Annotated in this window: 18 protein-coding genes; 7 read left to right on the forward strand and 11 right to left on the reverse strand. The window is 67.8% G+C overall.

Going from position 1 to position 21,861, the window contains the following annotated elements; all coding sequences use genetic code 11:
* Nucleotides 1-105: 105 nt before the first annotated feature.
* Nucleotides 106-1,194 (reverse strand): VOC family protein, encoded by a 1,089-nt coding sequence (locus tag MAY35_RS01365; RefSeq protein ID WP_238418829.1) that lies wholly within the window; start codon nt 1,192-1,194, stop codon nt 106-108.
* A gap of 247 nt (nt 1,195-1,441) precedes the next feature.
* Between MAY35_RS01365 and MAY35_RS01370 the strand changes: the two genes are divergently transcribed.
* The 5 genes from MAY35_RS01370 to MAY35_RS01390 are packed head-to-tail and all read left to right on the forward strand — an operon-like array spanning nt 1,442 to nt 6,096.
* On the forward strand, nt 1,442-2,335 hold the full coding sequence (locus MAY35_RS01370) for an acetaldehyde dehydrogenase (acetylating) (protein WP_238418830.1): 894 nt from the start codon (nt 1,442-1,444) through the stop codon (nt 2,333-2,335).
* Nucleotides 2,332-3,387: a 4-hydroxy-2-oxovalerate aldolase gene (dmpG, locus tag MAY35_RS01375; RefSeq protein ID WP_238418831.1), complete on the forward strand. Its 1,056-nt coding sequence runs from the start codon at nt 2,332-2,334 to the stop codon at nt 3,385-3,387. The genes MAY35_RS01370 and dmpG overlap by 4 nt, the downstream gene beginning before the upstream one ends.
* 4 nt (nt 3,388-3,391) lie before the next feature.
* Nucleotides 3,392-4,870, forward strand: a complete 1,479-nt coding sequence (locus MAY35_RS01380) for an aldehyde dehydrogenase (protein ID WP_238418832.1) — start codon at nt 3,392-3,394, stop codon at nt 4,868-4,870.
* Between the two features lie 5 nt (nt 4,871-4,875).
* Nucleotides 4,876-5,628 carry an SDR family NAD(P)-dependent oxidoreductase gene (locus MAY35_RS01385; RefSeq protein ID WP_238418833.1) on the forward strand — a complete coding sequence of 251 codons (753 nt, stop codon included), beginning with the start codon at nt 4,876-4,878 and terminating at the stop codon, nt 5,626-5,628.
* Nucleotides 5,629-5,670: 42 nt separating this feature from the next.
* Nucleotides 5,671-6,096: a tautomerase family protein gene (locus MAY35_RS01390; RefSeq protein WP_238418834.1), complete on the forward strand. Its 426-nt coding sequence runs from the start codon at nt 5,671-5,673 to the stop codon at nt 6,094-6,096.
* A gap of 289 nt (nt 6,097-6,385) precedes the next feature.
* Here the strand turns inward: MAY35_RS01390 and MAY35_RS01395 are convergent, their stop codons facing one another.
* The 8 genes from MAY35_RS01395 to MAY35_RS01430 form a co-directional block, all read right to left on the reverse strand.
* Nucleotides 6,386-7,630 (reverse strand): HNH endonuclease signature motif containing protein, encoded by a 1,245-nt coding sequence (locus MAY35_RS01395; RefSeq protein ID WP_238418835.1) that lies wholly within the window; start codon nt 7,628-7,630, stop codon nt 6,386-6,388.
* Nucleotides 7,631-8,136: 506 nt separating this feature from the next.
* Entirely contained in the window at nt 8,137-8,421 is a 285-nt protein-coding gene (locus MAY35_RS01400; protein ID WP_238418975.1) for a tautomerase family protein, read from the reverse strand.
* Nucleotides 8,345-9,142, reverse strand: coding sequence for a 2-keto-4-pentenoate hydratase (locus MAY35_RS01405; protein WP_238418836.1), 798 nt, complete (start codon nt 9,140-9,142; stop codon nt 8,345-8,347). The genes MAY35_RS01400 and MAY35_RS01405 overlap by 77 nt, the downstream gene beginning before the upstream one ends.
* 32 nt (nt 9,143-9,174) lie before the next feature.
* Nucleotides 9,175-9,975, reverse strand: a complete 801-nt coding sequence (locus MAY35_RS01410) for a 2-keto-4-pentenoate hydratase (RefSeq protein WP_373194575.1) — start codon at nt 9,973-9,975, stop codon at nt 9,175-9,177.
* Between the two features lie 34 nt (nt 9,976-10,009).
* On the reverse strand, nt 10,010-10,831 hold the full coding sequence (locus tag MAY35_RS01415; protein ID WP_238418837.1) for an IclR family transcriptional regulator: 822 nt from the start codon (nt 10,829-10,831) through the stop codon (nt 10,010-10,012).
* A 1-nt stretch (nt 10,832) separates the two neighbouring features.
* The gene (locus tag MAY35_RS01420; protein ID WP_238418838.1) at nt 10,833-11,144 is read right to left on the reverse strand and encodes an EthD family reductase; all 312 of its coding nucleotides are present in this window, start codon (nt 11,142-11,144) and stop codon (nt 10,833-10,835) included.
* A gap of 28 nt (nt 11,145-11,172) precedes the next feature.
* Nucleotides 11,173-12,210, reverse strand: a complete 1,038-nt coding sequence (locus MAY35_RS01425) for an NADH:ubiquinone reductase (Na(+)-transporting) subunit F (RefSeq protein ID WP_374237906.1) — start codon at nt 12,208-12,210, stop codon at nt 11,173-11,175.
* Nucleotides 12,211-12,213: 3 nt separating this feature from the next.
* Entirely contained in the window at nt 12,214-13,449 is a 1,236-nt protein-coding gene (locus MAY35_RS01430) for a cytochrome P450 (RefSeq protein WP_238418839.1), read from the reverse strand.
* A 122-nt stretch (nt 13,450-13,571) separates the two neighbouring features.
* Here MAY35_RS01430 and MAY35_RS01435 point away from each other — a divergent pair, with 122 nt between their 5' ends.
* Both MAY35_RS01435 and MAY35_RS01440 read left to right on the forward strand, forming a co-directional pair.
* Nucleotides 13,572-14,576 (forward strand): AraC family transcriptional regulator, encoded by a 1,005-nt coding sequence (locus MAY35_RS01435; protein WP_238418840.1) that lies wholly within the window; start codon nt 13,572-13,574, stop codon nt 14,574-14,576.
* A 31-nt stretch (nt 14,577-14,607) separates the two neighbouring features.
* Nucleotides 14,608-15,111 carry an SRPBCC family protein gene (locus tag MAY35_RS01440; protein WP_238418841.1) on the forward strand — a complete coding sequence of 168 codons (504 nt, stop codon included), beginning with the start codon at nt 14,608-14,610 and terminating at the stop codon, nt 15,109-15,111.
* Between the two features lie 17 nt (nt 15,112-15,128).
* Here MAY35_RS01440 and MAY35_RS01445 read toward each other — a convergent pair whose 3' ends face one another.
* Nucleotides 15,129-20,624 (reverse strand): carboxyl transferase domain-containing protein, encoded by a 5,496-nt coding sequence (locus tag MAY35_RS01445; RefSeq protein WP_238418842.1) that lies wholly within the window; start codon nt 20,622-20,624, stop codon nt 15,129-15,131.
* A 198-nt stretch (nt 20,625-20,822) separates the two neighbouring features.
* On the reverse strand, nt 20,823-21,815 hold the full coding sequence (locus tag MAY35_RS01450; protein ID WP_238418843.1) for an isopenicillin N synthase family oxygenase: 993 nt from the start codon (nt 21,813-21,815) through the stop codon (nt 20,823-20,825).
* Nucleotides 21,816-21,861: the final 46 nt, after the last annotated feature.

Raw genomic sequence — 21,861 nt, forward strand, 5'->3', positions numbered from 1 at the left:
CCTCGCAGACTGTGTTCGGATACGCAACCGGGCCGTCGCCCACCAGGTGGACGACGGCCCTGTTCAGTGCGATTTTTGCAGTTCGAAGTGGAATGGCGGAGCGGGTCAGACCGGTGCGTCGGCCACCGCGCGGGAGCGCTCGATCTCGTCAGGGAGGATGTCGGCGGCCGCCTCGACCTCTGGCGCGGGTGCACCCGGCCCGAAGTCGGCGAAGGCCGTGATGTGCTCCTCGAGCGGCAGCGGGCTGGGCGTGCCGTAGGTGAAGTAGGTCTCCCACGGCAGCTTCGCGCCGCCGATGGCAAGGCCGGTGTCGATGTCGGACATCTGCCAGGTCTTCGTCTCGGCCGACGGATCGAGATGCAGGTACCCGGACTCGCCGAACAACTCGATGCGGTTGCCACCCGGTTCGAACACGTAGAGGAACTGTCCCTGGGTGATCCCGTGCCGGTCCGGTCCGGCTTCGATGCGTATGTCGTACTCGCGGAACATCTCCACGGCGTCGATGTTGTGCTGGCCCGTGCCGTAGTAGAAGGCGACGTGATGGAGCTTGCCGCGTCCGCCGGTCATGTCACGCATGCACGCGACCTCGTGTCCGAGGATGTTCGAGCTCATCCAGGCGCCGATCTCGACATCACCGTCGACGACGCGCTCGGTGGTTCGGAACCCGAGGTGGCGTTCGAACTCGGTCTTGACGGCGGTGACGTCCGAGGCCATCAGGTTGAGGTGGTCGATGCGCTTGACCGGGATCCCCTGCAACGGTTTCTTCGACGGCCGGGTGAGGATCTTGCTCTGCAGTTCCGGTGGCGCGACGTACTTTTCGGCCTCCCAGACCAGTGCGAAGTCATGACCGTCTGCGGTCTTGTACGCCAAGGTCTTTCCGTAACCGAATTCGTCCTCGTGCCAGGAGGTCTCGATGTTCGCACCCTGCAGCGAGGCGGCGCGACGTTCGAGCGCCTCCGGGGAGCTGGTCCGCAGACCGGCATGACCCATGCCCGGTTCGCGAGACTCGGTGATCTTCAGACTCCAGGGATAGGGGTCCTCGTACGCCCGCAGGTAGACGGACTGGCCTTCGCTCCGGGTCACGTACATGCCCAGGAATCGGGTGAAGAAGTCGAGGGTTTCCTGCGGCTTGGGGCTCAACAGTTCAGCTCGCGCCAGGTGCGCGACATCGAAGCGTGCGGCGTTCTCGGTCATCGGTTCTCCTGTGGATCGTGCGACACCGGATCTCGGTGGCTACTGGCTGATGGGCCTCAGCATGGCGACGAGATGTGACTGCCGTCACCGACGTTCGGGATATCCGAACAACGGCACTGCCGATTGACTCCGCATTCGGACTGCCCGGTCCCGGCCCCGCAGACCGCCCCTGCTCCATAGCGTTCGGAGTCGAGCACGCCGCCGGCATCGGAGACCGAGCGTGCGCGACGAGCTAAGGAGACATGCGATGAGCCGGTTGACCGCCGCCATTGTGGGATCGGGCAACATCGGGACGGACCTGATGTACAAACTGCTGCGGTCCGAGTACGTCGAACCGGTCCACATGGTCGGGATCGACTTCGCCAGTGAGGGTTTGAGCCGGGCGCGCGAGGAAGGACTCGAGGCGTCGGCCGAGGGCGTGGACCGGTTGCTGCAGCAGTCGTCGCCTCCCGATCTCGTCTTCGAGGCCACGTCGGCCAAGGTGCACGCCGCGGTCGCTCCGCGCTACGCCGACGCGGGGATCACCGCGATCGATCTGACGCCCGCATCGGTCGGCCCTTACGTCGTCCCGGCGGTCAACCTCCGCGAACACGTGAACGCGCCCAACGTGAACATGGTGAGCTGCGCCGGGCAGGCCACGATCCCGATCCTCTATGCGATCAACCAGGCCGCCGACGCCACCTACGGTGAGATCGTCGCGGCCATCGCGTCGGCGAGCGCGGGCCCGGGCACCCGGCAGAATCTCAGTGAATTCAGCGAGAAGACGGGGCGCGCACTGGCACAGGTCGCGGGAGCGGACCGTGCCAAGGCGATCTCGGTGATCAACCCGGCCGAACCGCCGATGAACATGCGCGACACGGTATATGCGAAAGTGCGCAACCCGGATCCCGCGGCCATCGAACGCGCCGTGGTCGACATCGTCACCGAGGTCCAGCGCTACGTCCCCGGTTACACCCTCAAACTCGTCGACGTCGACGGTGATCTCGTGACCGTGATGCTCGAGGTCGTCGGAGCGGGCGACTTCTTGCCCACCTACGCAGGCAATCTCGACATCATCACCGCCGCCGCCGTCCAGGTCGCCGAGGTGATGGCGCAGGAGAAGGCCGTGACAACGACACTCCAGACAGGAGCACTGCGATGACCAGTCAGTCCCCGGCCCACGGGCCCCGTTCGGTCACCCTCGTCGACACGACGCTGCGTGACGGCATGTCGAGCGTCTCGCACCGGTTCACCACGCGCGACGTCGCCGACATCGCTTCCGGCCTCGACCGGGCAGGCGTCCCGACGATCGAGGTGGCACATGGCATCGGCCTCGGCGCGTCGTCGGTCCAGTACGGCTTCGCCGCGGCCACCGACCCCGAATACGTGCGCGCCGCCGTCGACGCGGTGGACAACGCCGACATCGCGGTCCTCTACGTGCCGGGTATCGCGACCCTGAACGAGCTGCAGGCGGCGGTGGACGCCGGCATCTCGACGGTCCGCGTCGCCGTCCACTGCACCGAGGCAGACTGCGGCCAGCAACCCGTCGAGTGGGCCAAGGAGAACGGGCTTGAGGTCATGACATTCCTCATGATGAGCCACAAACTCGAACCCGACGCACTCGCCGAGCAGGCAGCGAAGCTCGACTCCTACGGCGCCGACGTCGTGTACGTCGTCGACTCCGCAGGTGCGCTCGTCCCGCAGCAGGCCGGCGAGCGGGTCGCGGCACTGCGCGAGGCGATCTCCGCGGACATCGGCTTCCACGCACACAACAACCTCGGTGTCGGGATCGCCAACGCGCTCACCGCGGCGGAGAACGGCGCCACCTACATCGACGGCTCGCTGCGTGGACTGGGCGCGAGTGCAGGCAACGCCCAGACCGAGGTCCTCGCCGCAGCATTCGAACGCGCGGGATGGGACACCGGCGTCGAGCTGTACCCGCTGATCGACACCGCCGAGAACGTCGTGGCCCCGCTGATGACCGAGCCGCAGATCGTCGACGAGACCGCGCTCCTGCTCGGTTACGCGGGTGTGTATTCCACGTTCTTCCACCCCACCAAGCGCGCCGCGAAGAAGTTCGGCGTCCCCGCCCGGGACATCCTGCTCGAACTCGGCCGGCGCGGCGTGATCGGCGGCCAGGAAGACATGATCATCGATGTGGCCTCCGAACTGGCGGGCCGCACCTACGAGACGCCGGTCGCGGCGGAGGTGTGACGCAATGACCCTTTCCGGTACCGATCAGAACACCGCCGAGATTCGACACCTCATCGGGGACGAGTGGCGCACGGCCTCGGACGGCGCGACGTTCGAGTCACGCGACCCGCACGACGGCGCGTTGCTCGCCCGGGTGGCGCGCGGTACCGCCGACGACGGCGTCGCGGCGATCGATTCTGCCCGCGCCGCTTTCGACGACGGGCCGTGGCCGCAGATGTCGCCCAAGGAACGCGCGGCGATCCTGCATGCGGTCGCCGACGCCGTCGACGAGCACCGGGAGGAGCTGGCACAGCTCGAAACACGTGACGGCGGCAAGACGATCACTCAGTCGTTGCACGCCGAGATCCCGCGGGTGGCCCACAATCTGCGCTTCTTCGCCGACTACGTCTCGATGGCCGCGAACGAGGCCTACCCGGACGGCGACCTGCTGTCCTACGTCCTCTATCCGCCCGCCGGGGTCGTGTCGGCGATCAGTCCGTGGAACGCGCCGCTGATGCTGGCGACATGGAAGATCGCGCCTGCTCTGGCCTTCGGCAACACCGTGGTCCTCAAACCGGCACCACAGACACCGTTGACCGCCAACCGCTTCGCGCAGATCGCACTCGAGGCGGGCCTGCCGCCCGGTGTGCTCAACGTCGTGCACGGTTTCGGGGGTGAGGCCGTCGCCGGACCGCTGACCTCCGATCCACGCGTCGACCGCATCACCTTCACCGGATCGAGCGCCACCGGTGTGAAGATCTTGCAGGCGGCCGCGGCGAACCACACGCCGGTCTCGGCCGAGATGGGTGGCAAATCAGCCAACATCGTGTTCGCCGACGCCGATCTCGACGTCGCCGTACCCATGTCGCTCCGGGCCATCTTCGGCGGCAACGGACAGGTCTGCCTGTCGGGTTCGCGTCTGCTGGTGCAGAACTCGATCCGGGAGGAGTTCGTGGATCGCTTCGCCGAGGAAGCTCGGAAACTCGTGGTCGGAGATCCCAAGGACTCCGCGACGTTCATGGGCCCGCTCATCGAGCAGCGACACCTCGACAAGGTGCACAGCTACGTCGAACTCGCGCAGGACGAAGGCGGCAAGATCATCACCGGTGGTGAGCGTCTCACGGATCCGGACCGGGCAGGCGGCTTCTACTATCCGCCGACCGTCATCACTGGTCTGACCAACGACTCCCGCACGGCACGAGAGGAGATCTTCGGTCCGATCGAGACGGTTCTGGGTTTCGACACCGAGGAGGAAGCCCTGCGCATCACCAACGATTCCCCTTACGGCTTGGCGGGCATCCTGTTCACGCAGAATCTCGACCGGGCGCATCGGATGGCCGCACGCTGGAAGGCCGGCACGGTCTGGATCAACACGTTCTTCGAGCGCGATCTCCGGCTGCCCTTCGGCGGTGAGGGCATCAGCGGCCTGGGCCGCGAGGGTGGCCAGTACTCCCGCGAGTTCTTCACCGAACCCCGCGCGGTGACCCTGCGCATCCGGAAGTAGGGCCCGTGTCCACAGCCGAGACATGCGTGGTCGTCGGCGCGACCGGCGCGATGGGAACCGTGTTCACGCGACGCCTGGTGGCGCGCGGGATGAGGGTTCTCGCGGTGGGGCGCCGTGCCGAGGAACTCGAACAGCTGGCGGCGACAGACGAACTGATCGTCCCGTGCGCCGCCGACATCGCCGAGGACTGGTCCGTGGACGCGATCCGCGCCTGCCTCGACGGGCCCGTACGACTCGCGGTGTTCGCGGCCGGTCTCCCGGTCCGCGGCTCCGCCGACGCGATCGAACCGTCGCTGCTGGCCACCGCCGCCAACATCAAGGTGGCCGGAACCGTCCGGCTGCTGCGAGCGGTCCGCGACCACCTCGCCGACGGTTCGCGGTTCGTCGCGATCGCGGGTTCACTCGGACTCGAGCCGGGCCCCCTCGACGCGGGCCCGGGTACGGCCAACGCCGCACTGTTCAATCTGATGCGACAGATCGGTGCGTTGTACGGACCCCGAGGAGTCACCGTGCACACCATTGCGCCCGGGCCGATCGACACCCCTCGGCTCCGCGCCTTCGTCGACACCGAATCGCGCGAGACCGGTGCTGCGGCGCAGGAGATCTGGGACAGGTACACGGCCAAGACCTCGCTGGGCCGCCTGCCGACGCTGGACGAGATCGCCTGGCTCGTCGAGATATTGCTCGAGCCCCAGGCCGCCGTGCTGCACGGCAGCGTCCTCAACGCCGACGGCGGAACCCGCCACGGTATCCAATAGCCGGGTCCGGAACGGACGCGGGCACTTTCGAACGGAGCCGACGTGCCGGTTGCACACTTCCACATCCCCATCGGCAGCGCGTCCACCGAGCAGCGCGCCGCGCTGTTGACCGCCGCGAGTGCGGCCTACTCCCGCATTCTCGACTCACCGACCGAGCGGGTACGCACCTTCGTCGTGCAGTACGACCCGACCGACCTCGCCGTCGGCGGGCAGCTCGTCGCCGACGGCGGCGCGATCGCACCGTACTTCACCGCGATCGTGCTCGCCGGCCGGCCTGCCCGCCAGCGTTCGGAGCTGCTCGCGGCCTTCACCGACCTGCTCGTCGAGCACCTCGGGGTCGACCGGTCCGCAGTCCGTGGCCGAATCGTGGAGGTGTCGCCGGAGAACTGGGGCATCGGTGGCGTACCCGCGAGTGACGTTCGGACAAGCGAGATCTCGTTGCGCGCTGCCCACCCTACTGCTCCCTGAACCGACAGAGCCGCGAAACTGCTGGTCCTCGAGGTGCACGTGGCGAGCCCCTGCTCCCCAGTCCGAAAAAACCACACACCCACTGGACCCTGAGGTGCGAGGAGCGCAAGCGACGATCCTCGAAGGACCGTCAACCGCGCCTGCCGAGATCTGGAGCGAATCTTCGTGCTATCTACCGTCTTTCGCCACATGATCTCGGTGGTCATGGCGCGTGTCACACTGTGGAGTTGTCAAAGGTCGAGTGGCGTCGGGTCGGCGCCGGAGGGTCTGGGGTTTGTCTTGGGGGCGACTAAACGAGGGCGTCGTCAAGTCGCATGGTGCGCCGGTTGTAGGCCGGTCGGGGTAGGCGACGGGGGTCGATGTCGACCGGCGGGGTCAACCACGGGTGCCGGTCGGGACCCATCACCACTTGCCACCCGTGGTGATGCACCTGGGTATGACAGCGCTGGCACAGCAGGCACCCGTTGTCCAGATCGGTCGGCCCGCCATCGGCCCAGTGCACGAGGTGGTGGACTTGGGTATGCGCCGCGGGGGCACCACATTTCACACAGCACTGGTCGCGAACGATGATGGCTTGCCGCAGATGATGTGGGAACAATCGTTTCGTGGTGCCCATCTGCAACGGCACCCCTTCGGCGTCGAGGACGATCTCAGCGACCCCGCCGTCACACGACAGTCGCCGGGCTGTCGACTCCGTCACCGCCCCCACCCACGGCAACCGCGCCGGATCAGCGCCATCAGCGGGGATCGTCACCAACACCTGGGTGCGGGGTGCGCCGGCGGCGGTCATCGCCGCACCGATCGCCGCTTGATCGAGCAGTAGCTCCAGCCCTTCGGCGCGACGCTCCCCGACACTGCGCCGATCCTCGGCCCCGTCGGGTTCGGGACGCGGGCACGAGCGTTCGTCGATCATCGACAAGAATTTCTCGCCGATCACCGCGGTCACATCTGCGGTGATCGCGACCCTGCCTTCCTCGGTCACCCGGGCGTGCACAGAGTTCAACGACGCGTCATCACCCGCCGCGACCGCGTCCGGGTCAGTGGCTGCGACCCGGACTGCCATACTCCGGGCGTGGTCGTTGATCTCAGCGGGTGTGGCGCCGGAGAACACCTGGGTGAGCAGTTTGGTCTCGAACACCTGGCGGTCGTCGTCGGAAAGCCCAGCGGGTGAACGTTTGTCGATGGAGGCGATACCGCGGACCACCGCATCCACGCACTCGGCAGACAGATACCCGTCAGCGGCACAATCAGCGAGTTTCGGCAACGACGCCAGCCCGCCGGCGATCCGCACACCACGGCAGGCGACCGCCGGGGGCATTCCCATCTCGATCAGCCACGACCGGGTGGTCGACCCTGCGCGCGCAGCCGCACCGTAGGCGTCGAGAAGCGCTATGTGGACGGCGATCTGATGGTCGAGCACGTTGCGCACGACCCGCAGTTCGTCGAGACGCTCGAACACGGCGCGACCGCTCCCGTCGTCGGGTGGTGATGGCAGGGAGACGAGGGTGTCGCGTAGTTCGGTGATTGAAGCCATGACACCAAGGTACTCGCAATTACGTTCGACGACGACCTTTCTCCACAGCCGACCATCATCGAAAAACACTGCCTTACAATATATGTCACCCACGCCCCAGCGGTGAACCGTGGTGGACTGTGGTGGACAGAAACCCCACCAGTCACACGGGAGCATCGGCCTGCTTGGAGACGGGTCACTACCGGAGGTAGGAGGCACTTCGTCCGCCAGTCCAGAGAGTCACTACAACGCATCCGGCTCCGACCGATGAACTCGAACTCGACCGATGAACTTCGATCGAAGTCCATCGGTCCAGGTGAGGTTCATCAGTCGGTGGAGGGGTTCGGCAGACCCTTCGAGGCTCGTCGGTTGCGCTCCCCGCACCCTCAGGGAGCGGGAGACACCCGTCGCTTGCGCTCCTCGCACCTCAGGAAGCACTTCAGGTCGCTTCTTCCAGATCCAGGAGCAGAGAGAATCGCTTCTCTCGGGGCAGGCGGCGGAGAGAGCGCGAGAAGACCTCCCGCACCTCACGATTCCGAGATCGTCGCCTGACGCTCGGCGACGGTGACGTCGCCCGCCGACCAGTGGGTGGGCGGGACCTCGCGGACACAGACGCGGATGTTCGCGACCGGGGCGCCGATCGCACGATGGGCGGCCGCCGTCAGCTCGCGCATGAGTGCGCGCACCTCGTCGGGCGAACGCCCCTGGGCGATGGTCACGTCGATGAACGGCATCTCACCCTCCCGCGACCGTGATCGAACCGAGCGTGGTGAAGTGAGCCGCGACCCGGCTACCCGGCTCCACCGGCACAGCGTCCGTCATACCCCCGGTGAGGACGACCCACCCCGCCTCCAGGGTGATGCCCCGCGCACCGAAGGTGTTGGCCGCGAATGCCAATGCCTCCGCGGGATGTCCGAGCACTGCTGATCCCGTCGCGGTGGCGACGATGTCACCGTCGACCTCGAGCAGGCACGCCTCGAGTCCGAAGTCCACGTCCGCGACATCGCGGATGACCGGACCGGTCACGTAGACGCCGGAGGAGTTGTTGTCGGCCACCGCATCCGCGAGGGTGAACTTGAATCCCGAGTAGCGACTGTCGATGATCTCGATCGCGGCCATCGCATGATCGACCGCGGCGAGTGCCATGGCCGCGGTGACACCGGGACCGGCCAGGGAACGCCCGAGCACGAAGGCGATCTCCGGTTCGGCGCGCGGATGGATCAGGCGCTCACGTGGGACCGGCAAGCCGGCGGGCAGCACCATGGCATCGGTCAGCCACGCGACCGAGGGCTCGTCGACGCCCATCTGCTTCTGCTTGGCCCGCGAGGTCAGGCCCAGCTTGATCCCGGTCACGGTCTCCCCGCGCGAGCGGCGGTCGGCGAGCGCGATGTCCTGGGCGGCGTAGGCGACGTCGAGGCTCAGCCCCGGCCACTCGTGCTGGATGGAGGTTCGCGCCGTCCGCGAGCGCTCCGCGGCGAGCAACGAGCCGGCCACCCGAACCGCACTCCAGTCGTCGATTCCGTTGTCTGTCACTTCTTCTCCTGATGATTCGAGAACACGAGCACTCACGCGCCCAGCACCGCGGTGACGCTGCCGACGCCGGCGATGGTGGCGACCACGGTGTCCCCCGGCCCGACCGGCACCGCCGCGGTCATCGAGCCGGGCAGCACCACATGGCCGGGTTCGAGGGTGACGCCGAGGGGCCCGACCGTGTTGGCCAGCCAGACCAGGGCGTTGATCGGCGATCCGAGCACCGCGCCACCGGCGCCGGTGTGGACGAGTTCGCCGTTCACGTGCAGGTTGCAGCCGGCCATCCGCAGGTCGACGTCGACGAGCGGCACCGGCCGCCCGCCCAGGATGACCCCGCCCGATGACGCGTTGTCGGCGATGGTGTCGAAGATGCCGATCTTCCAGTCGCGGATGCGGGAGTCCACGATCTCCAGTGCGGGGAGCACGAAGTCGACGGCCGCGGCCGCCTCGGCGACCGTGACCCCCGGTCCGCGTAGTGGCCTCGCGAGGACGAAGGCGACCTCCGGCTCGATGCGCGGTTGGATGAACGTGCCCGCCGGGATCGGGGCGTGCTCGAGGTGGAACATGCTCGCCGTGAGGTGCCCGAAGTCCGGCTGGTCGACACCCATCTGCCGTTGGATGGCACGGGAGGCCAGCCCCACCTTGTGCCCTTTCACCACGTCACCCTGCTTCTCCCAGTCCTGAACCTGGGCGAGGGCGATCTCATAGGCGGTCGACAGCGGGTGGTCCGCGAACCGCCCGGCCAGGGGTTCGATCGGGGCGTGGTCTCGATAGGCGTCGAGCAACGCATCGGCGGCGTCGCGCACGAGGTCGGCATGGTCGGTCATGGAAGGCATGATCTTTCTGGGCTGAGGAACGGTGACCGCGGGGTCATCCCGCGACCGCGTGCAGGACGGAGACCTCGCGCTCGGGCAGACGGATGGGCGTGGACACGTCGCCGGACGAGGAGTTCAGCGCGCGGGACGCGTCGGCGGCGGCCGCGATCACCGCACGCCGGAATTCGTGTTGTGCCGGGATGAATCTCGTCGCGGGCGCGGTGATCGACATCGCCGCCACGACGACCCCCATCTCGTCGCGGATCGGCGCCGCGACGCAATGCACGTCGGGAACCGCTTCGGCCAGGTCGAAGGCGCAGCCCCGGCGCAGCACACCCTTCAGTTCCGCGGCCAGTTCGTCCGGGTCGGTCAGGGTCGAGGACGTGTACCGCCGGAGCTGCTTGTCGGTCAGGTTGCGAGCCAGCTGAGCCGGATCGCAGTGCGCGAGGAGCACTTTGCCGACCGCGCTGCAATGCGCATCGAGCTGGGCGCCGATCCGGGCGCCGGACACGTTGATGACGTGGTTTCCCAAAACCTTGTCGACGTAGATCACCCGATAGCGTTCCATGACGGCGAGATGGGTTGTCTCGCCGAACTTCTCCGAGAGCGCCTGCAGGATCGGGGCAGCACAGGACTTGACGTCGACCGTGCCCTGCAGCGCCTGGTTCAGTTCGACGACGCGCCAGCCGATACGGTAGCGGCCGCGGGCGCGACACTGCAGCAGGCCGATGTCGACCAGCGAGGCCAGCAGCGCGTGCGCGCTCGACCGGGGGACGCCCAGTTCGCCGGCGACCTCCGACACACCCCACTCGGGACGTTCGACGGTGAACAGATCCAGGACCGGGCCGATTTTCTGGACGGTCTGCAGCGCGGCCACGTCAGGGCCCCACCGTCGACTCGTCGCTGAACAGCAGGGTCGCCCCACCGGTGGCGAAGTTGGCGACATCGCCGGCCGCGGCCTGCCCCTCAGGCGATCCGAGGGCCTGGGCAAGTGCGTCTTTCGAGTCGAAGTACAGCTCGGCCACCGAGTACGAGGCGGGCTCGGTGCCGTCGAGGGAGTCGCACTTGCCCGCGGCGAACCGGCGCAGTCCGGGTATACGGCGGACCAGTTCGGCATGCTCGTTCTCGTAGTGCCGGTCGAAGGCCTCCGGGTCGAGCGGATGTCCGTAGATCACGGTGAGTCGGTACATGACTTGCCTTTCGGATTCGATCGAGATGTCACGATGCCGCGGTGGTCGCCACGGGGGCCGCCACGGTGAATTCCTCACGGAAGATGAGACGGGGCGCCATCCGGCGACGTTTCAGCGCCCGGACGCCGGCCTCGATCATGGCCGGCGGGCCACAGAGATAGGCGCTCAGCCCTTTACAGCTGCGGAAGTCCTCGACGACGACGTCGGTGACCATCCCGGTGGCGCCGTCCCACTGCTCCTCGCTGAGGGCCGGCCGGTAGTGGAAGTTGTCGTACCCGGCCTCGAGTTCGCGGAAGAACTCGACGTCGTAGAGGTCGTCCCGTCGTCGGCCACCGTGGTACAGGTACAGCTCGGGTACCAGGCCGTGGTCCAGCACGTGGCGGGTGATGGACTTCAGGGGGGCGAGTCCGGTACCGCCGCCGATGAGGATCGCCGGCTCGGCCTGCTCGCGGACGAGGTGGAACTGGCCGAGCGGTCCGCGGAGTTCTACCCGCTCCCCCACCGTCAGCGAACCAAAGATCCAACCCTCCGTTGCTCTTCCACCGACGGTGCGCTTGACGTGGAACTCCAGGAGCTTCGACTCCGACGGCGGGTTGGCCATCGAGTACTGACGCCCCACACCGGTACCGGGGATCACCAGCTCCGCATACTGGCCCGCGTTGAACGTCATCGGCTCGTCCAGTTCGACGACGAGCCGGCGCGTGTCGGTGGCGATGTCGTCCAGGACGACGACGGTGCCGTCGTGGTCGCGCAGCGGATGTCGGGGCCCTCCGTCGTCGACTGCGGCGCCCAGCGGTTCGACGACCAGGTCCGAGCACGGCGTGGCCATGCAACCCAGCGCCAACCCGGCACACCGTTCGGCCGGCGTCAGCGTGTAGTCGGGTGAGTCATTGTGCGCCACTTCGCCGTCGAGCACTCGGAGCTTGCAGGTACCGCAGGTCCCCTGGGTGCAGGAGTGCGGCAGCCACTCCCCGGCGCGCAGCACCGCATCGAGGACCGACTGATCGGCGGCCACGTCGAGCGGCGTGTCCGAGCCCTGGATACGAACCCGATGTGTGGTGTTCACGCCTCAGACCTCCCACTTGACATGGAGTTCCTTGGGGCCACGGAAACCCCAGCCCCAGAAGTCGACCTCGTGGTCGGTGTCGCGCTCGATGTTGGGGATCGTCTCCAAAAGCTCCTCGAGCGCGATACGGACCACGTTGTTCGCGAAATAGGTTCCGGCGCAGGCGTGGACACCACCGCCGAAGGTCATGTTCGGGATCACCGCGCGGTCGAGGTCGTACGCGGTCGGGGCGTCGTAGGCATTCTCATCCTGATTCGCCGAACCGTAGGACAGCATCACCACGGAGTTCTGCGGGATCGTCACTCCACCGACCACGACCTCGTCGGTGGCGATCTTCGCGGCCGCCGACCAGATCGGGGCGACCCACCGCATGCCCTCACCGACCGCCCGCGGGATGAGGCCCGGGTCGTCGACGACCCGCTCCAGCTGATCCGGCCGGCTGAACAGGCCGGCCAGTGTGGTGGCCATCGCATGACCCGGCTCCTGCATCGCGCCGAGCAGGAACACGTAGAGGTTGGGGTAGATGACGTCGCGGCTGCGCGTCTGCCCCTCGGGCATCCCATCGTGCAGCCAATGCGAGATCGCGCTGTGGTCGGGGTTGACGATCCACTCGTCGATCTTGGGGTCGACGTGCGCGATGATCTCGGCCTTTGCCTCGTCGCCGGGGACGAAGCCGTCGGGGTTGGCGAACTCGCCGTCGGGCGTCATCGCGGAATTCGTGAACGAGACGCTGAGCTTGTGGAACCACTCCCGCAGCTTGTCGGTGCTCACGTCGCTCAGGCCGAGCAGATCGCCGAGGGCCCGGACACTGACCGGTTCGCAGTACTCGGCGACGATGTCGGCCGAGCCGTTGTCCTCGATCCGCTCGAGCAGTTCGCGGGCGTACGGCCGGACCAGGTCGTCGATGTAGTTGTCGACGGCCGACGGCTGCAGATGCGGCTCGACCATGTCGCGCAGATCGCGATGCTCGGGACCGTTCGTGTTGAGCAGCGCCCCGTGACCGAACGTGCGGCCGCCCGCCGGGGAGATCACCGCAGGCCAGTTGTCCGAATCCTTCGCGATCTGCATGCACAGCTCGCGGGTCGAGACGATGTACATCCCGAGGGAGGGCACGAACGCCACCGGCGCCTCCTTCCGCAGCCGCTCGTAGAACGGGTACGGATCGGCCTCGAGTTCGGCCATCGTGATCTCTTCGACGAACTTCGGGGTGACCTCGTGCGAGGGCTGGACTGCGGTCATGGTGACTCTCCGTTGTCGTTCCGGATATCGGTTGTCGGGAGCCGGTTCGTTCGGTCATGCCGCCGGCCACCGTGGCAATGTCTTGTGATCTGGAACACTATGGGTGGAGGTGAGGGGAGAGAATGACTGCGAATGCACCGATGGATGACTCCGCGTGCACAGCGGGATCCGTGGAACTCAGCACCCGCGAACTCGCGAGCGCCGAGGGTCGAGTCCGGTGGGCGGAGGCGCTCGACGCCACCTTCTGCGAGATGGACATCGACTGGCCCCAGGACCGTCGCCCGTTCACCGCTCAGATCGTCGCGCGCCCCGTCGGAAGCCTCTCGGTGAGCGTGGTCCGCGCCGATCCGCACACCGTCGTCCGCACGCCTGCGATGATCGAATCCGATCCGGCCGACGACTATCTGCTGTGCCTCATCACCCAGGGCGCCGCCACGATCTCGCAGGGCGAACACACCGGACTGTTGCAACACGGCGCCTTCGGGATCATCGACGCCACAGCACCTTTCGTCGTCAGCGGCGCCACCGAGTTCGAGCAGATCGTTGTGCGTGCGCCTCGTGGACAACTGGCCGCGCGGGCGACGTACGACGTCATCGACGACGCGACGGGCCGGGCCATCGCGGTCGATTCCGGTATCGGACGACTCGTGTCGAGCTTCCTCGTCGACGTCGCGGCCCAGGTCCAAGGAATCTCCGTGTCGTCGTCCGGCACGGTGGCGAGCGCGGTGTTGGACATGGTCGCCGGCGCGGTGACCGAGCAGATCTCACACCGCACCGCGACCGACCGGATACATGCCGCCGACCTCCGCGCGGTCCAGAACGCGATGGCCGATCACCTGCACGATCCCGACCACACCATCGCGCTGGTGGCCGCCGAGGTCGGGATGTCGATGCGATACGTCCACAAGCTGTTCAGCACCACCGGCACGACGCCTCGGGCCTGGCTGTACGCCCGACGGCTCGACCGGGCCCGCGCGCTTCTCGCGCAGACCGATCTCTGTGTCGCCGACATCTGCGCGCAGGTCGGGTTCCGCGATGCGTCGCACTTCAGCCGCGCGTTCAGCCGCACGTTCGGAGTCAGCCCATCCCGCTATCGGGCCAACGCTGCCGAGCGTCATCGTCCCTAGGATGGTGGTACGCGACCGCAGGAAGGGACCCATGACGATCAGTGACACCGACCGTGATGCTCGATTCACCCACTCCGAGTCCATCCACATCGACGTCACACCCCAGCAGGTGTGGGACCTTGTGACCGACATCGGTCGCACCGGTGAGTGGAGTCTGATCTGCAAGGCGTGCTGGTGGGCGGAACCGGCGACCGGCCCCGAGGTCGGCGCCTACTTCCACGGCCGCAACGAGACCCCCGAGCGAGTGTGGGAAACCCGTTCCCGGGTCGTCGCCGCCGACGAGCCCCGCGAGTTCTCGTGGATGGTCAACGAGAACGCGGTGCGGTGGTCGTACACGATCGCACCCGACGGCGACGGGACGACGCTGACCGAGTCGTGGGCCGTGCAGCCCGCGGGGTTCGACCTGTTCGCCGAACGCTTCGGCGACGACGCATCGCGGCAACTCGAACAGCGCCGCGAGGCCGCGCTTTCCGGTATCCCGGCCACCCTGGCCGCCATCAAGGAGATCGCCGAGCGCGGCCCCTCCGCCCCCTGAGGTGCGAGGAGCGCAAGCTACGAGCTGACCACCTCGGAATCCTGCCTGCCCCACGCCGGCGACTTCTCGATCGCGCCGATGATCTGGGGCCGCAGCTCGTCGGCCTGGATGACCGCATCGACGGAACCGACCTCGACGGCGCGGCGGATGCTGTGCACGGCGTCGAACTCCGCGGCGATCTCGCTGATCTTCTCCGCGCGCACCGACTGGCGTAGGTCGGCCAGTTCGGCGTTGAGCCGTGAACGGTCCGGGCCGGTGGCCTGGGCGGTCTCCGCTTCCAGTTCACGCACGCGGGCGTCGGCGCCGACTCGCTTGGCGACGTCACCGGCGAACACCACCGCGGCCGCGGGCGCACCACCCAGGACGGAGGCGAACGAACCGTCGATCGCGAGCACGGTCATGTTGGGGTTCAAGGCCTTCGAGAAGACCACGAACGCGCCGCCGTGGTAGCGCGAGATCACGCAGAACACGATGGGGCCCTCGAAATTGACGATCGCACGACCAATCTCCGCGCCGTACTCCAGCTGGAGTTTGCGCAGCGACTCCGGCGACCCGTCGAACCCGGACAGGTTCGCGAGCACCACCAGCGGCCGGTTGCCGCTGGCCACGTTGATCGCGCGGGCCGCCTTCTTCGACGACTGCGGGAACAGGGTTCCGGCGGTGTAGGTGTCGGGGCCGTCGGTGGGTGTGTACCCCCGTCGCGGCACCTCGCGCGACTCGATACCCAACAGGCACACCGGGATTCCGCCCATGTGCAGGTCGCACACCACCGCGGTCTCCGCGTCGGCCATTCCCGCCCAACGCTCGAGCACCGGGTGGTCCTGGTCGGCGACGGCGCGGATCACCGTGCGGATGTCGAACGGCTTCTTGCGATCCGGGTTGGAGGCCGCCGAGAAGATCTGACCGACGGTGGTGAAATCGCTGCCCGCGAGGACGTGCGGGTAGTCGGAGATGTCGCGGTCCACGGGGTCGCTGGTGATCGCGCGGCGCGGTGTCTGCTCACCCGGCAACACATAGGTGTGCTCGTAGTGGGCCATCAGGAGATCCCGTGCCGCACCGAGATTCGGCGCCCAGTACTGCGCCTGGCCGTTGGGGCCCATGACGCGGTCGTAACCGCCGATACCGAAGTTGTCCTCGGCCGACACACCGCCGGAGAAGTCCAGCGACTGCTTGCCGGTGAGCACCATCGCCGACTCCGGCGTCATCACCAGGATGCCCTTGGTGTGCATCAGCATCGTCGCCTCGGCGTTCCAGTACGGCTGCCCGCCGACGTTGATACCGGCCACGACGATGTTGATCTCACCGCCGGCCTGCGTGAACTCGACGATTCGCTTCAGCGCCAGGGCGATCCAGTCCATATTCTCCGTACCGGAGTCCATGGAGATCCGTGCACCCGAGGACAGTGCGTACCACTCGAGTGGGACCTGCATCTGCTCGGCGAGGTCGAGTGCGGCGACCAGCCGGCTGCACTCCGGCTCCGCAAGTGCGCCCAGCGATTTGGTCGGGTCGCCGAGTAGGACCACGCGGGTCACGCCCCGCGGGTACTTCTCGGTGGGCGTGGTGACCACACCGGCGACGATCGCGGCCGAGTTGCGCCCCTTGGGACGGTCGACCTGCACCAGACGCTGTTCGGCGTCGAGGTCGTACTCGGTGAACTCGCCCAGGATCGCGGCGAGCTCGTAGGGGTAGACCGTGTTGCGCTTGGCCGCCCGCAGCACCTTCTGGCGGTACTCGTCGACCGGCTCGATCGGCTCGTCGGACGGCTCGGTGACGCGGACGTCGAAACCGCCGGTCGCGTTGACCGAGAAGTGGACCGAGACCTTGCTCAGCTCACCGGTGTCGCGGTCCCGGCGACGCGCGATGAGCTGGACCTCTTCGAGCGCGACACCCTGGGTGGTACCGCGGATGTGGTCGGCGATGAGATCGAGGACCCCGGCGTCGACATCGATCGGCGGCCACACGTACATGACGATCCGGTTGGCGCCCGACAGCGTCCGGAGTCCGCGCTGCGCACGACGGATCGAGTCGACGCACGACGCGAGGGCGGCCTCCGCGGTCGGCAGCGTCAGCAACCTGCCGTCCTGTTCGCGAAGCGCCGTCAGATCGCGCACCTGGGCGAAGGCGACGAGGCGTTCGTCCGACGAGTTCTCCCGCGCCACACAGCGGAACAGGTACACCTCTTCGTCGTCCGACGAAGGGAGCCGGGTGAGGTCGAACTTGCGCAGGCGCTCCATCTGCATGCGCTGCGCGATGTAGGGGTGCAGCCCACGAATCAGACGCTCCTCGGCCATACCGGTCGCCGACGGACGGAACGTGACGTGGTGATGCATCCGCGCGTCGGCGCTGCCCGCGACGGTGAGGGTGATGCGGTGCACCTGGGGCGGCAGCGAACTCGTCGCGACGATGTCGTGCAGGGTGCCGGCGAGGACGTCGAAGTCGTCGGGCTGCTGCTCCCACGCCAGGTAGATGTCGGCGTCGATCGCCGCAGTGTCGCGGGCGAGTTCGGCCAGACCGCCGATGGCAGCGGGCAGTGCGTCGAATCCGACTGCGGCAGAGGCGATGTTGCCGGCGTCGCGCTCGGCGACCACGAAGGTCGCACCGCCGGCCTCACGAATCCGGATGTCGGAGAGACCACGGTTGCCGTAGTAGCGCCGGGTCAACACCTCGAGCATGACCGTGTTGTCGGCGTGCCGCTCGATGCGCTGGCCGAGCAGCCGGACGAGCGGCTCGGTGCTGCGCACCATGTCGTCGATGCGGCTCGTACGGTCGGCGGCGTCGGGATTCTCGTCGAGATACTTCAGCTGCTTGCGCACGTTGCTGTACACGCGTGCGCGGTCGCGCAGCAGCAGCGGCTGTCCGTACCAGGCGTAGATGACGCCGCGCGCGAGGTCGGAGACGGCCGGGAAGCGGACCTGGGTCGCGGCGACGAGGCGGTCGAGGGCGGTGCCCACCGCCTCGCGCAGTTCGTCTCGCGGGGTCGGCTCGTCGAGCCATTCGAGCAGCAACGCGCTGATCACCGAGGCGGAGTCGTTCGGGTTCTGCAGCGCGAGGAAGATCCGGAAGACGGCGGCTTCGAGCTCGGGGGTGCGCTCGAGTTCGGTGACGCCGTAGTGGCCGAGTGCGCGACCCAGCTGATCGTGGAACGCCGCGGGCAGTCCGTCGCGTTCGACGTCGAGACTCTGCAGGTAGGTGTGGAAGTTCTCCCGTGCGCTGTGCACGTGCTCGACGCCGACCTCGTGGCTCGACGGCCGGTTCTGGCTCAACTCGGCGAGGTCGGCGAACACCGTCACGAGTTCGAGTTCGTCGGCCAGCGGTCGACGTCCGCTGTCGATGGCGGCACGGCGGACGGACAGGTATTCGTCGAGCAGTCGTGTCCGGTGGTTCGGGTCCACGTCGTAGCCGAGCAGCTGGCTGCGGAGATCCTCCTGGCTACGGGTGGTCCGCTCGGTCGGGTCGACCTGCGGCTCCTCCGGCAGTTCGAGGTCGACGGTCGCACCGACTTCCTCTTCGACCTCGTCTCCCTCATCGGCCAGCGGCTCCAGCCGCATCAGGGTCGCGCCGGTCTCGACCTGCGTGCCGACCGACACGGCGCACTCCTTGACGCGCGAGCGCACCGGGGCACGCAGCACGGTCTCCATCTTCATGCTCTCGAGCACCAGGATGGGAGCGCCGGCCTCGACCTCGTCGCCGGCCTGGATGGGTGTGGCGACGACGAGCGCGGGTGCGGGCGAGCGCACCACACCGCCCTCGTCGCGACTGACGCGGTGGGTGACCCCGTCGACGTCGACGAGGTGGATCGGTCCATGGGTGTCGGTGAGCAGGCGGTAGCGGACCCGGTTCACCACGAGCTGCGCGGCGTGGTCGTCGAAACGCTCCAGGTCGACGTCGGCGGTGCGGGTCTCCCCCGGCGCCTCGATGACGACCCGGAAGCGATGAGCACCGATGGCGGCGACACGCACGCGGTAGGCGACGCCGCGCAGCTTGAGGTCGAGCGGGCGCCCGCTCTCGTGCTGCACCTGCGGGCGACCACCGGAGGCCGTCGACATCAGGCGCTGCCGTTCGACGAGTTCCTCTTCCTCGTAGGCGTCGATCGCGGCGGCGATGAGAGCGATCGCCGAGTGCCGGTTGGCGACGAGGCCGCCCTCGGCGCGCACGCGGTCGATCCAGCCGGTGTCCGCGCTGCCGTCGATGACCTGGGGCTGGTCGAGCAGTTCGAGCACGAAGCTCTTGTTGGTCGCGCCGCCGGCGATGATGACGCGGGTCTCGCGGATGGCCCGGCGCAGACGGCCGAGCGCCTCGTCGCGATCGCGGCCGTAGGCGATGATCTTGGCGATCATCGAGTCGAAGTCGGCGGGGATGGTGTCGCCCTCGCTCACACCGGTGTCGACGCGGATACCCGGTCCCGCGGGCAGCTCGAGCAGGTCGATGCGACCGGGTGCGGGCGCGAAGTCGCGGTCGGGATCCTCGGCGTTGAGGCGGGCTTCGATGGCGTGTCCGCGCTCGCTCGGTGCCGCACCCTCGAGCCGTCCGCCGGAGGCGACGTGCAGCTGCGCGCGCACCAGGTCGAAGCCGGTGGTCGCCTCGGTGATCGGGTGCTCCACCTGCAAACGGGTGTTGACCTCGAGAAACGCGAGGAGATTCTCGCCCGGGTGGTAGAGGAACTCGACGGTGGCCGCGCCCCGGTAACCCACGGCGACGGCGAGCCGCTCCGCCGAGGCCTTGAGCTCGGCGACCCGGTCCGCGGGGAGGACCGGCGACGCCGATTCCTCGATGATCTTCTGGTTGCGGCGTTGGACCGAGCAGTCACGCACGCCCAGCGCCCAGGCCGTGCCCTGACCGTCGGCGATGACCTGGACCTCGACGTGACGCGCGCCGGTCACGAGACGTTCCAGGAACACCACGCCGCTGCCGAAGGCGCGCTCGGCCTCCTCGCGGGTGCGGGTGTAGGCGTCGCGGAGATCGGCGTCGCTGGTGACCTTCCGGATGCCGCGGCCGCCACCGCCCGCGGTCGCCTTCAGCATCAACGGGTAGCCGATCTCGGCTGCCGCGGCCACCGCCTCGTCGAGGGTGTCCACACCGCCGCGGCTCCACGCCGCCACGGGGACGCCCACCTCTTCGGCGATCAGCTTGGCGCCGATCTTGTCGCCGAGCTTGCGCATCGCCTCGGCCGACGGCCCGACGAAGGTGACGCCGATCCGGTCGCACAGTTCGGCGAACAGCGGGTCCTCGGCCACGAAGCCCCAGCCGACCCACGCCGCGTCGGCACCGGTCTCGAGCAGAGCGTGCTCGAGCACCTTCATGTTCAGGTAGGGACGCGATGCCGCGGGCCCGAGGTCGTAGGCGACGTCCGCCTCGCGCACGAACGTGGCGTTTCGATCCACGTCGGTGTGCAGTGCGATGACCTCGATGGGTTGCCGGGTCTCCTCCGACAGGCCCCGAACGGCGTGGATGAGCCGCATCGCGGCTTCACCTCGGTTCACGATGGCGATACGAGAAAACAACACCGACTCCATTCACGTCGTCGTCGTGCGGCTGAAGGTCCGCAGGTACGGTACAGCGCGGCGACCCAGCTCAGTGGCGATCCGGGACGCGCGGGGTGGTTCGACGGTGTGATTCTTACGAGTCAAATCGCTACGCGCGAGTACGGCGCGTCGGAAGGTGGCCGGAAGCACCTGTTCCGGACGCCGGGAGAGCGGGTTTTCGCATGCTCCCTACGAGGAGCCCCGCTGGGGAGCCGGGATGCCGTGATGCAGTTCCGCGACATCGGGATGAGCACGCGTACGCGACTTCCAGGCGTTCTCGCCGTAGGTGGCGAAGATGGGGTTGTCGGGATCGGTCTCGACGCCGCGCGACCGGCGCGCGAGGTCGGGCGGCAGGTCGATGATCGGAACCACCGCGTCCAGGGCCGGATTGAGAAAGAACGGGATGGACACGCGATCGGTGCCGGGCGCGGGGGCCTGGACCCGATGCCGGGTGGCCCGCAGGTAACCGCCGGTGGCGACCTCCAGCAGCTCCCCGATGTTGACGATGAACGCGCCATCCATCGGCGGCACGTCCACCCACTGTCCAGGCGTCAGCTCCACCTGGAGGCCCGCCGAGTCGGGCTCGACCAGCAGGAGAGTCAACACGCCCGAATCCTTGTGTGCGCCGACCCCCTGGCTTCTGTTCGCGGTGCCGGGATACCGCACCACCTTCATCAAGGTCGCGGGCCGATGCGCGAAGGCATCGTCGAACACCGTCGGTTCGGCTCCCAGCGACGACGCCCAGTGACGCAGCAGCCGAAGACCCACAGCCGACAGCGCGGCACTCCAGTCGTCGAAGATTTCCCGGAATCCCGGGATCGACGTGGGCCACAGATTGGGGCCCTGCAGATGCCAATACCCCTGCGCTCCATCGATGACGGCGCGCTCCGGGCCGATATCGATCTGCTCACGCCAGTCGACCTGCCCGTTCGTCAGCTCGCCACCGAGCCGTGAATAGCCGCGAAACTGCGCGCTCTGCAATTGACTGATCTCGTTCTTGTCGGCGTCGGGCAGAGCGAAGAACTCACGCGCCGTCGACAGAACCTCCGCCTGACGGTCGACGCCGACGCCATGCCCGACCAGATAGAAGAAGCCCGAGGTGTGCCCAGCCTCGCGCAGTGCCACCGCGAATTCCTCCGGCGCGTCGTCGGCCGTGGACAGATCAACCACCGGCACAGTCATGACGCCATCCTCACTCCTGTCGGCGGCCGAGGCCAACACCGAAGCC

Source organism: Gordonia sp. 'Campus' (genome assembly GCF_022206305.1).
Classification (GTDB): domain Bacteria; phylum Actinomycetota; class Actinomycetes; order Mycobacteriales; family Mycobacteriaceae; genus Gordonia.

What these genes read in the sequence shown, in the direction of transcription:
- MAY35_RS01365 (WP_238418829.1), bottom strand. Translation starts at nt 1,194, where the DNA reads ATGACCGAGAACGCCGCACGCTTCGATGTCGCGCACCTGGCGCGAGCT.
- MAY35_RS01370 (WP_238418830.1), top strand. Translation starts at nt 1,442, where the DNA reads ATGAGCCGGTTGACCGCCGCCATTGTGGGATCGGGCAACATCGGGACG.
- dmpG (WP_238418831.1), top strand. Translation starts at nt 2,332, where the DNA reads ATGACCAGTCAGTCCCCGGCCCACGGGCCCCGTTCGGTCACCCTCGTC.
- MAY35_RS01380 (WP_238418832.1), top strand. Translation starts at nt 3,392, where the DNA reads ATGACCCTTTCCGGTACCGATCAGAACACCGCCGAGATTCGACACCTC.
- MAY35_RS01395 (WP_238418835.1), bottom strand. Translation starts at nt 7,630, where the DNA reads ATGGCTTCAATCACCGAACTACGCGACACCCTCGTCTCCCTGCCATCA.
- MAY35_RS01410 (WP_373194575.1), bottom strand. Translation starts at nt 9,975, where the DNA reads ATGCCTTCCATGACCGACCATGCCGACCTCGTGCGCGACGCCGCCGAT.
- MAY35_RS01420 (WP_238418838.1), bottom strand. Translation starts at nt 11,144, where the DNA reads ATGTACCGACTCACCGTGATCTACGGACATCCGCTCGACCCGGAGGCC.
- MAY35_RS01430 (WP_238418839.1), bottom strand. Translation starts at nt 13,449, where the DNA reads ATGACCGCAGTCCAGCCCTCGCACGAGGTCACCCCGAAGTTCGTCGAA.
- MAY35_RS01435 (WP_238418840.1), top strand. Translation starts at nt 13,572, where the DNA reads ATGACTGCGAATGCACCGATGGATGACTCCGCGTGCACAGCGGGATCC.
- MAY35_RS01440 (WP_238418841.1), top strand. Translation starts at nt 14,608, where the DNA reads ATGACGATCAGTGACACCGACCGTGATGCTCGATTCACCCACTCCGAG.
- MAY35_RS01445 (WP_238418842.1), bottom strand. Translation starts at nt 20,624, where the DNA reads ATGGAGTCGGTGTTGTTTTCTCGTATCGCCATCGTGAACCGAGGTGAA.
- MAY35_RS01450 (WP_238418843.1), bottom strand. Translation starts at nt 21,815, where the DNA reads ATGACTGTGCCGGTGGTTGATCTGTCCACGGCCGACGACGCGCCGGAG.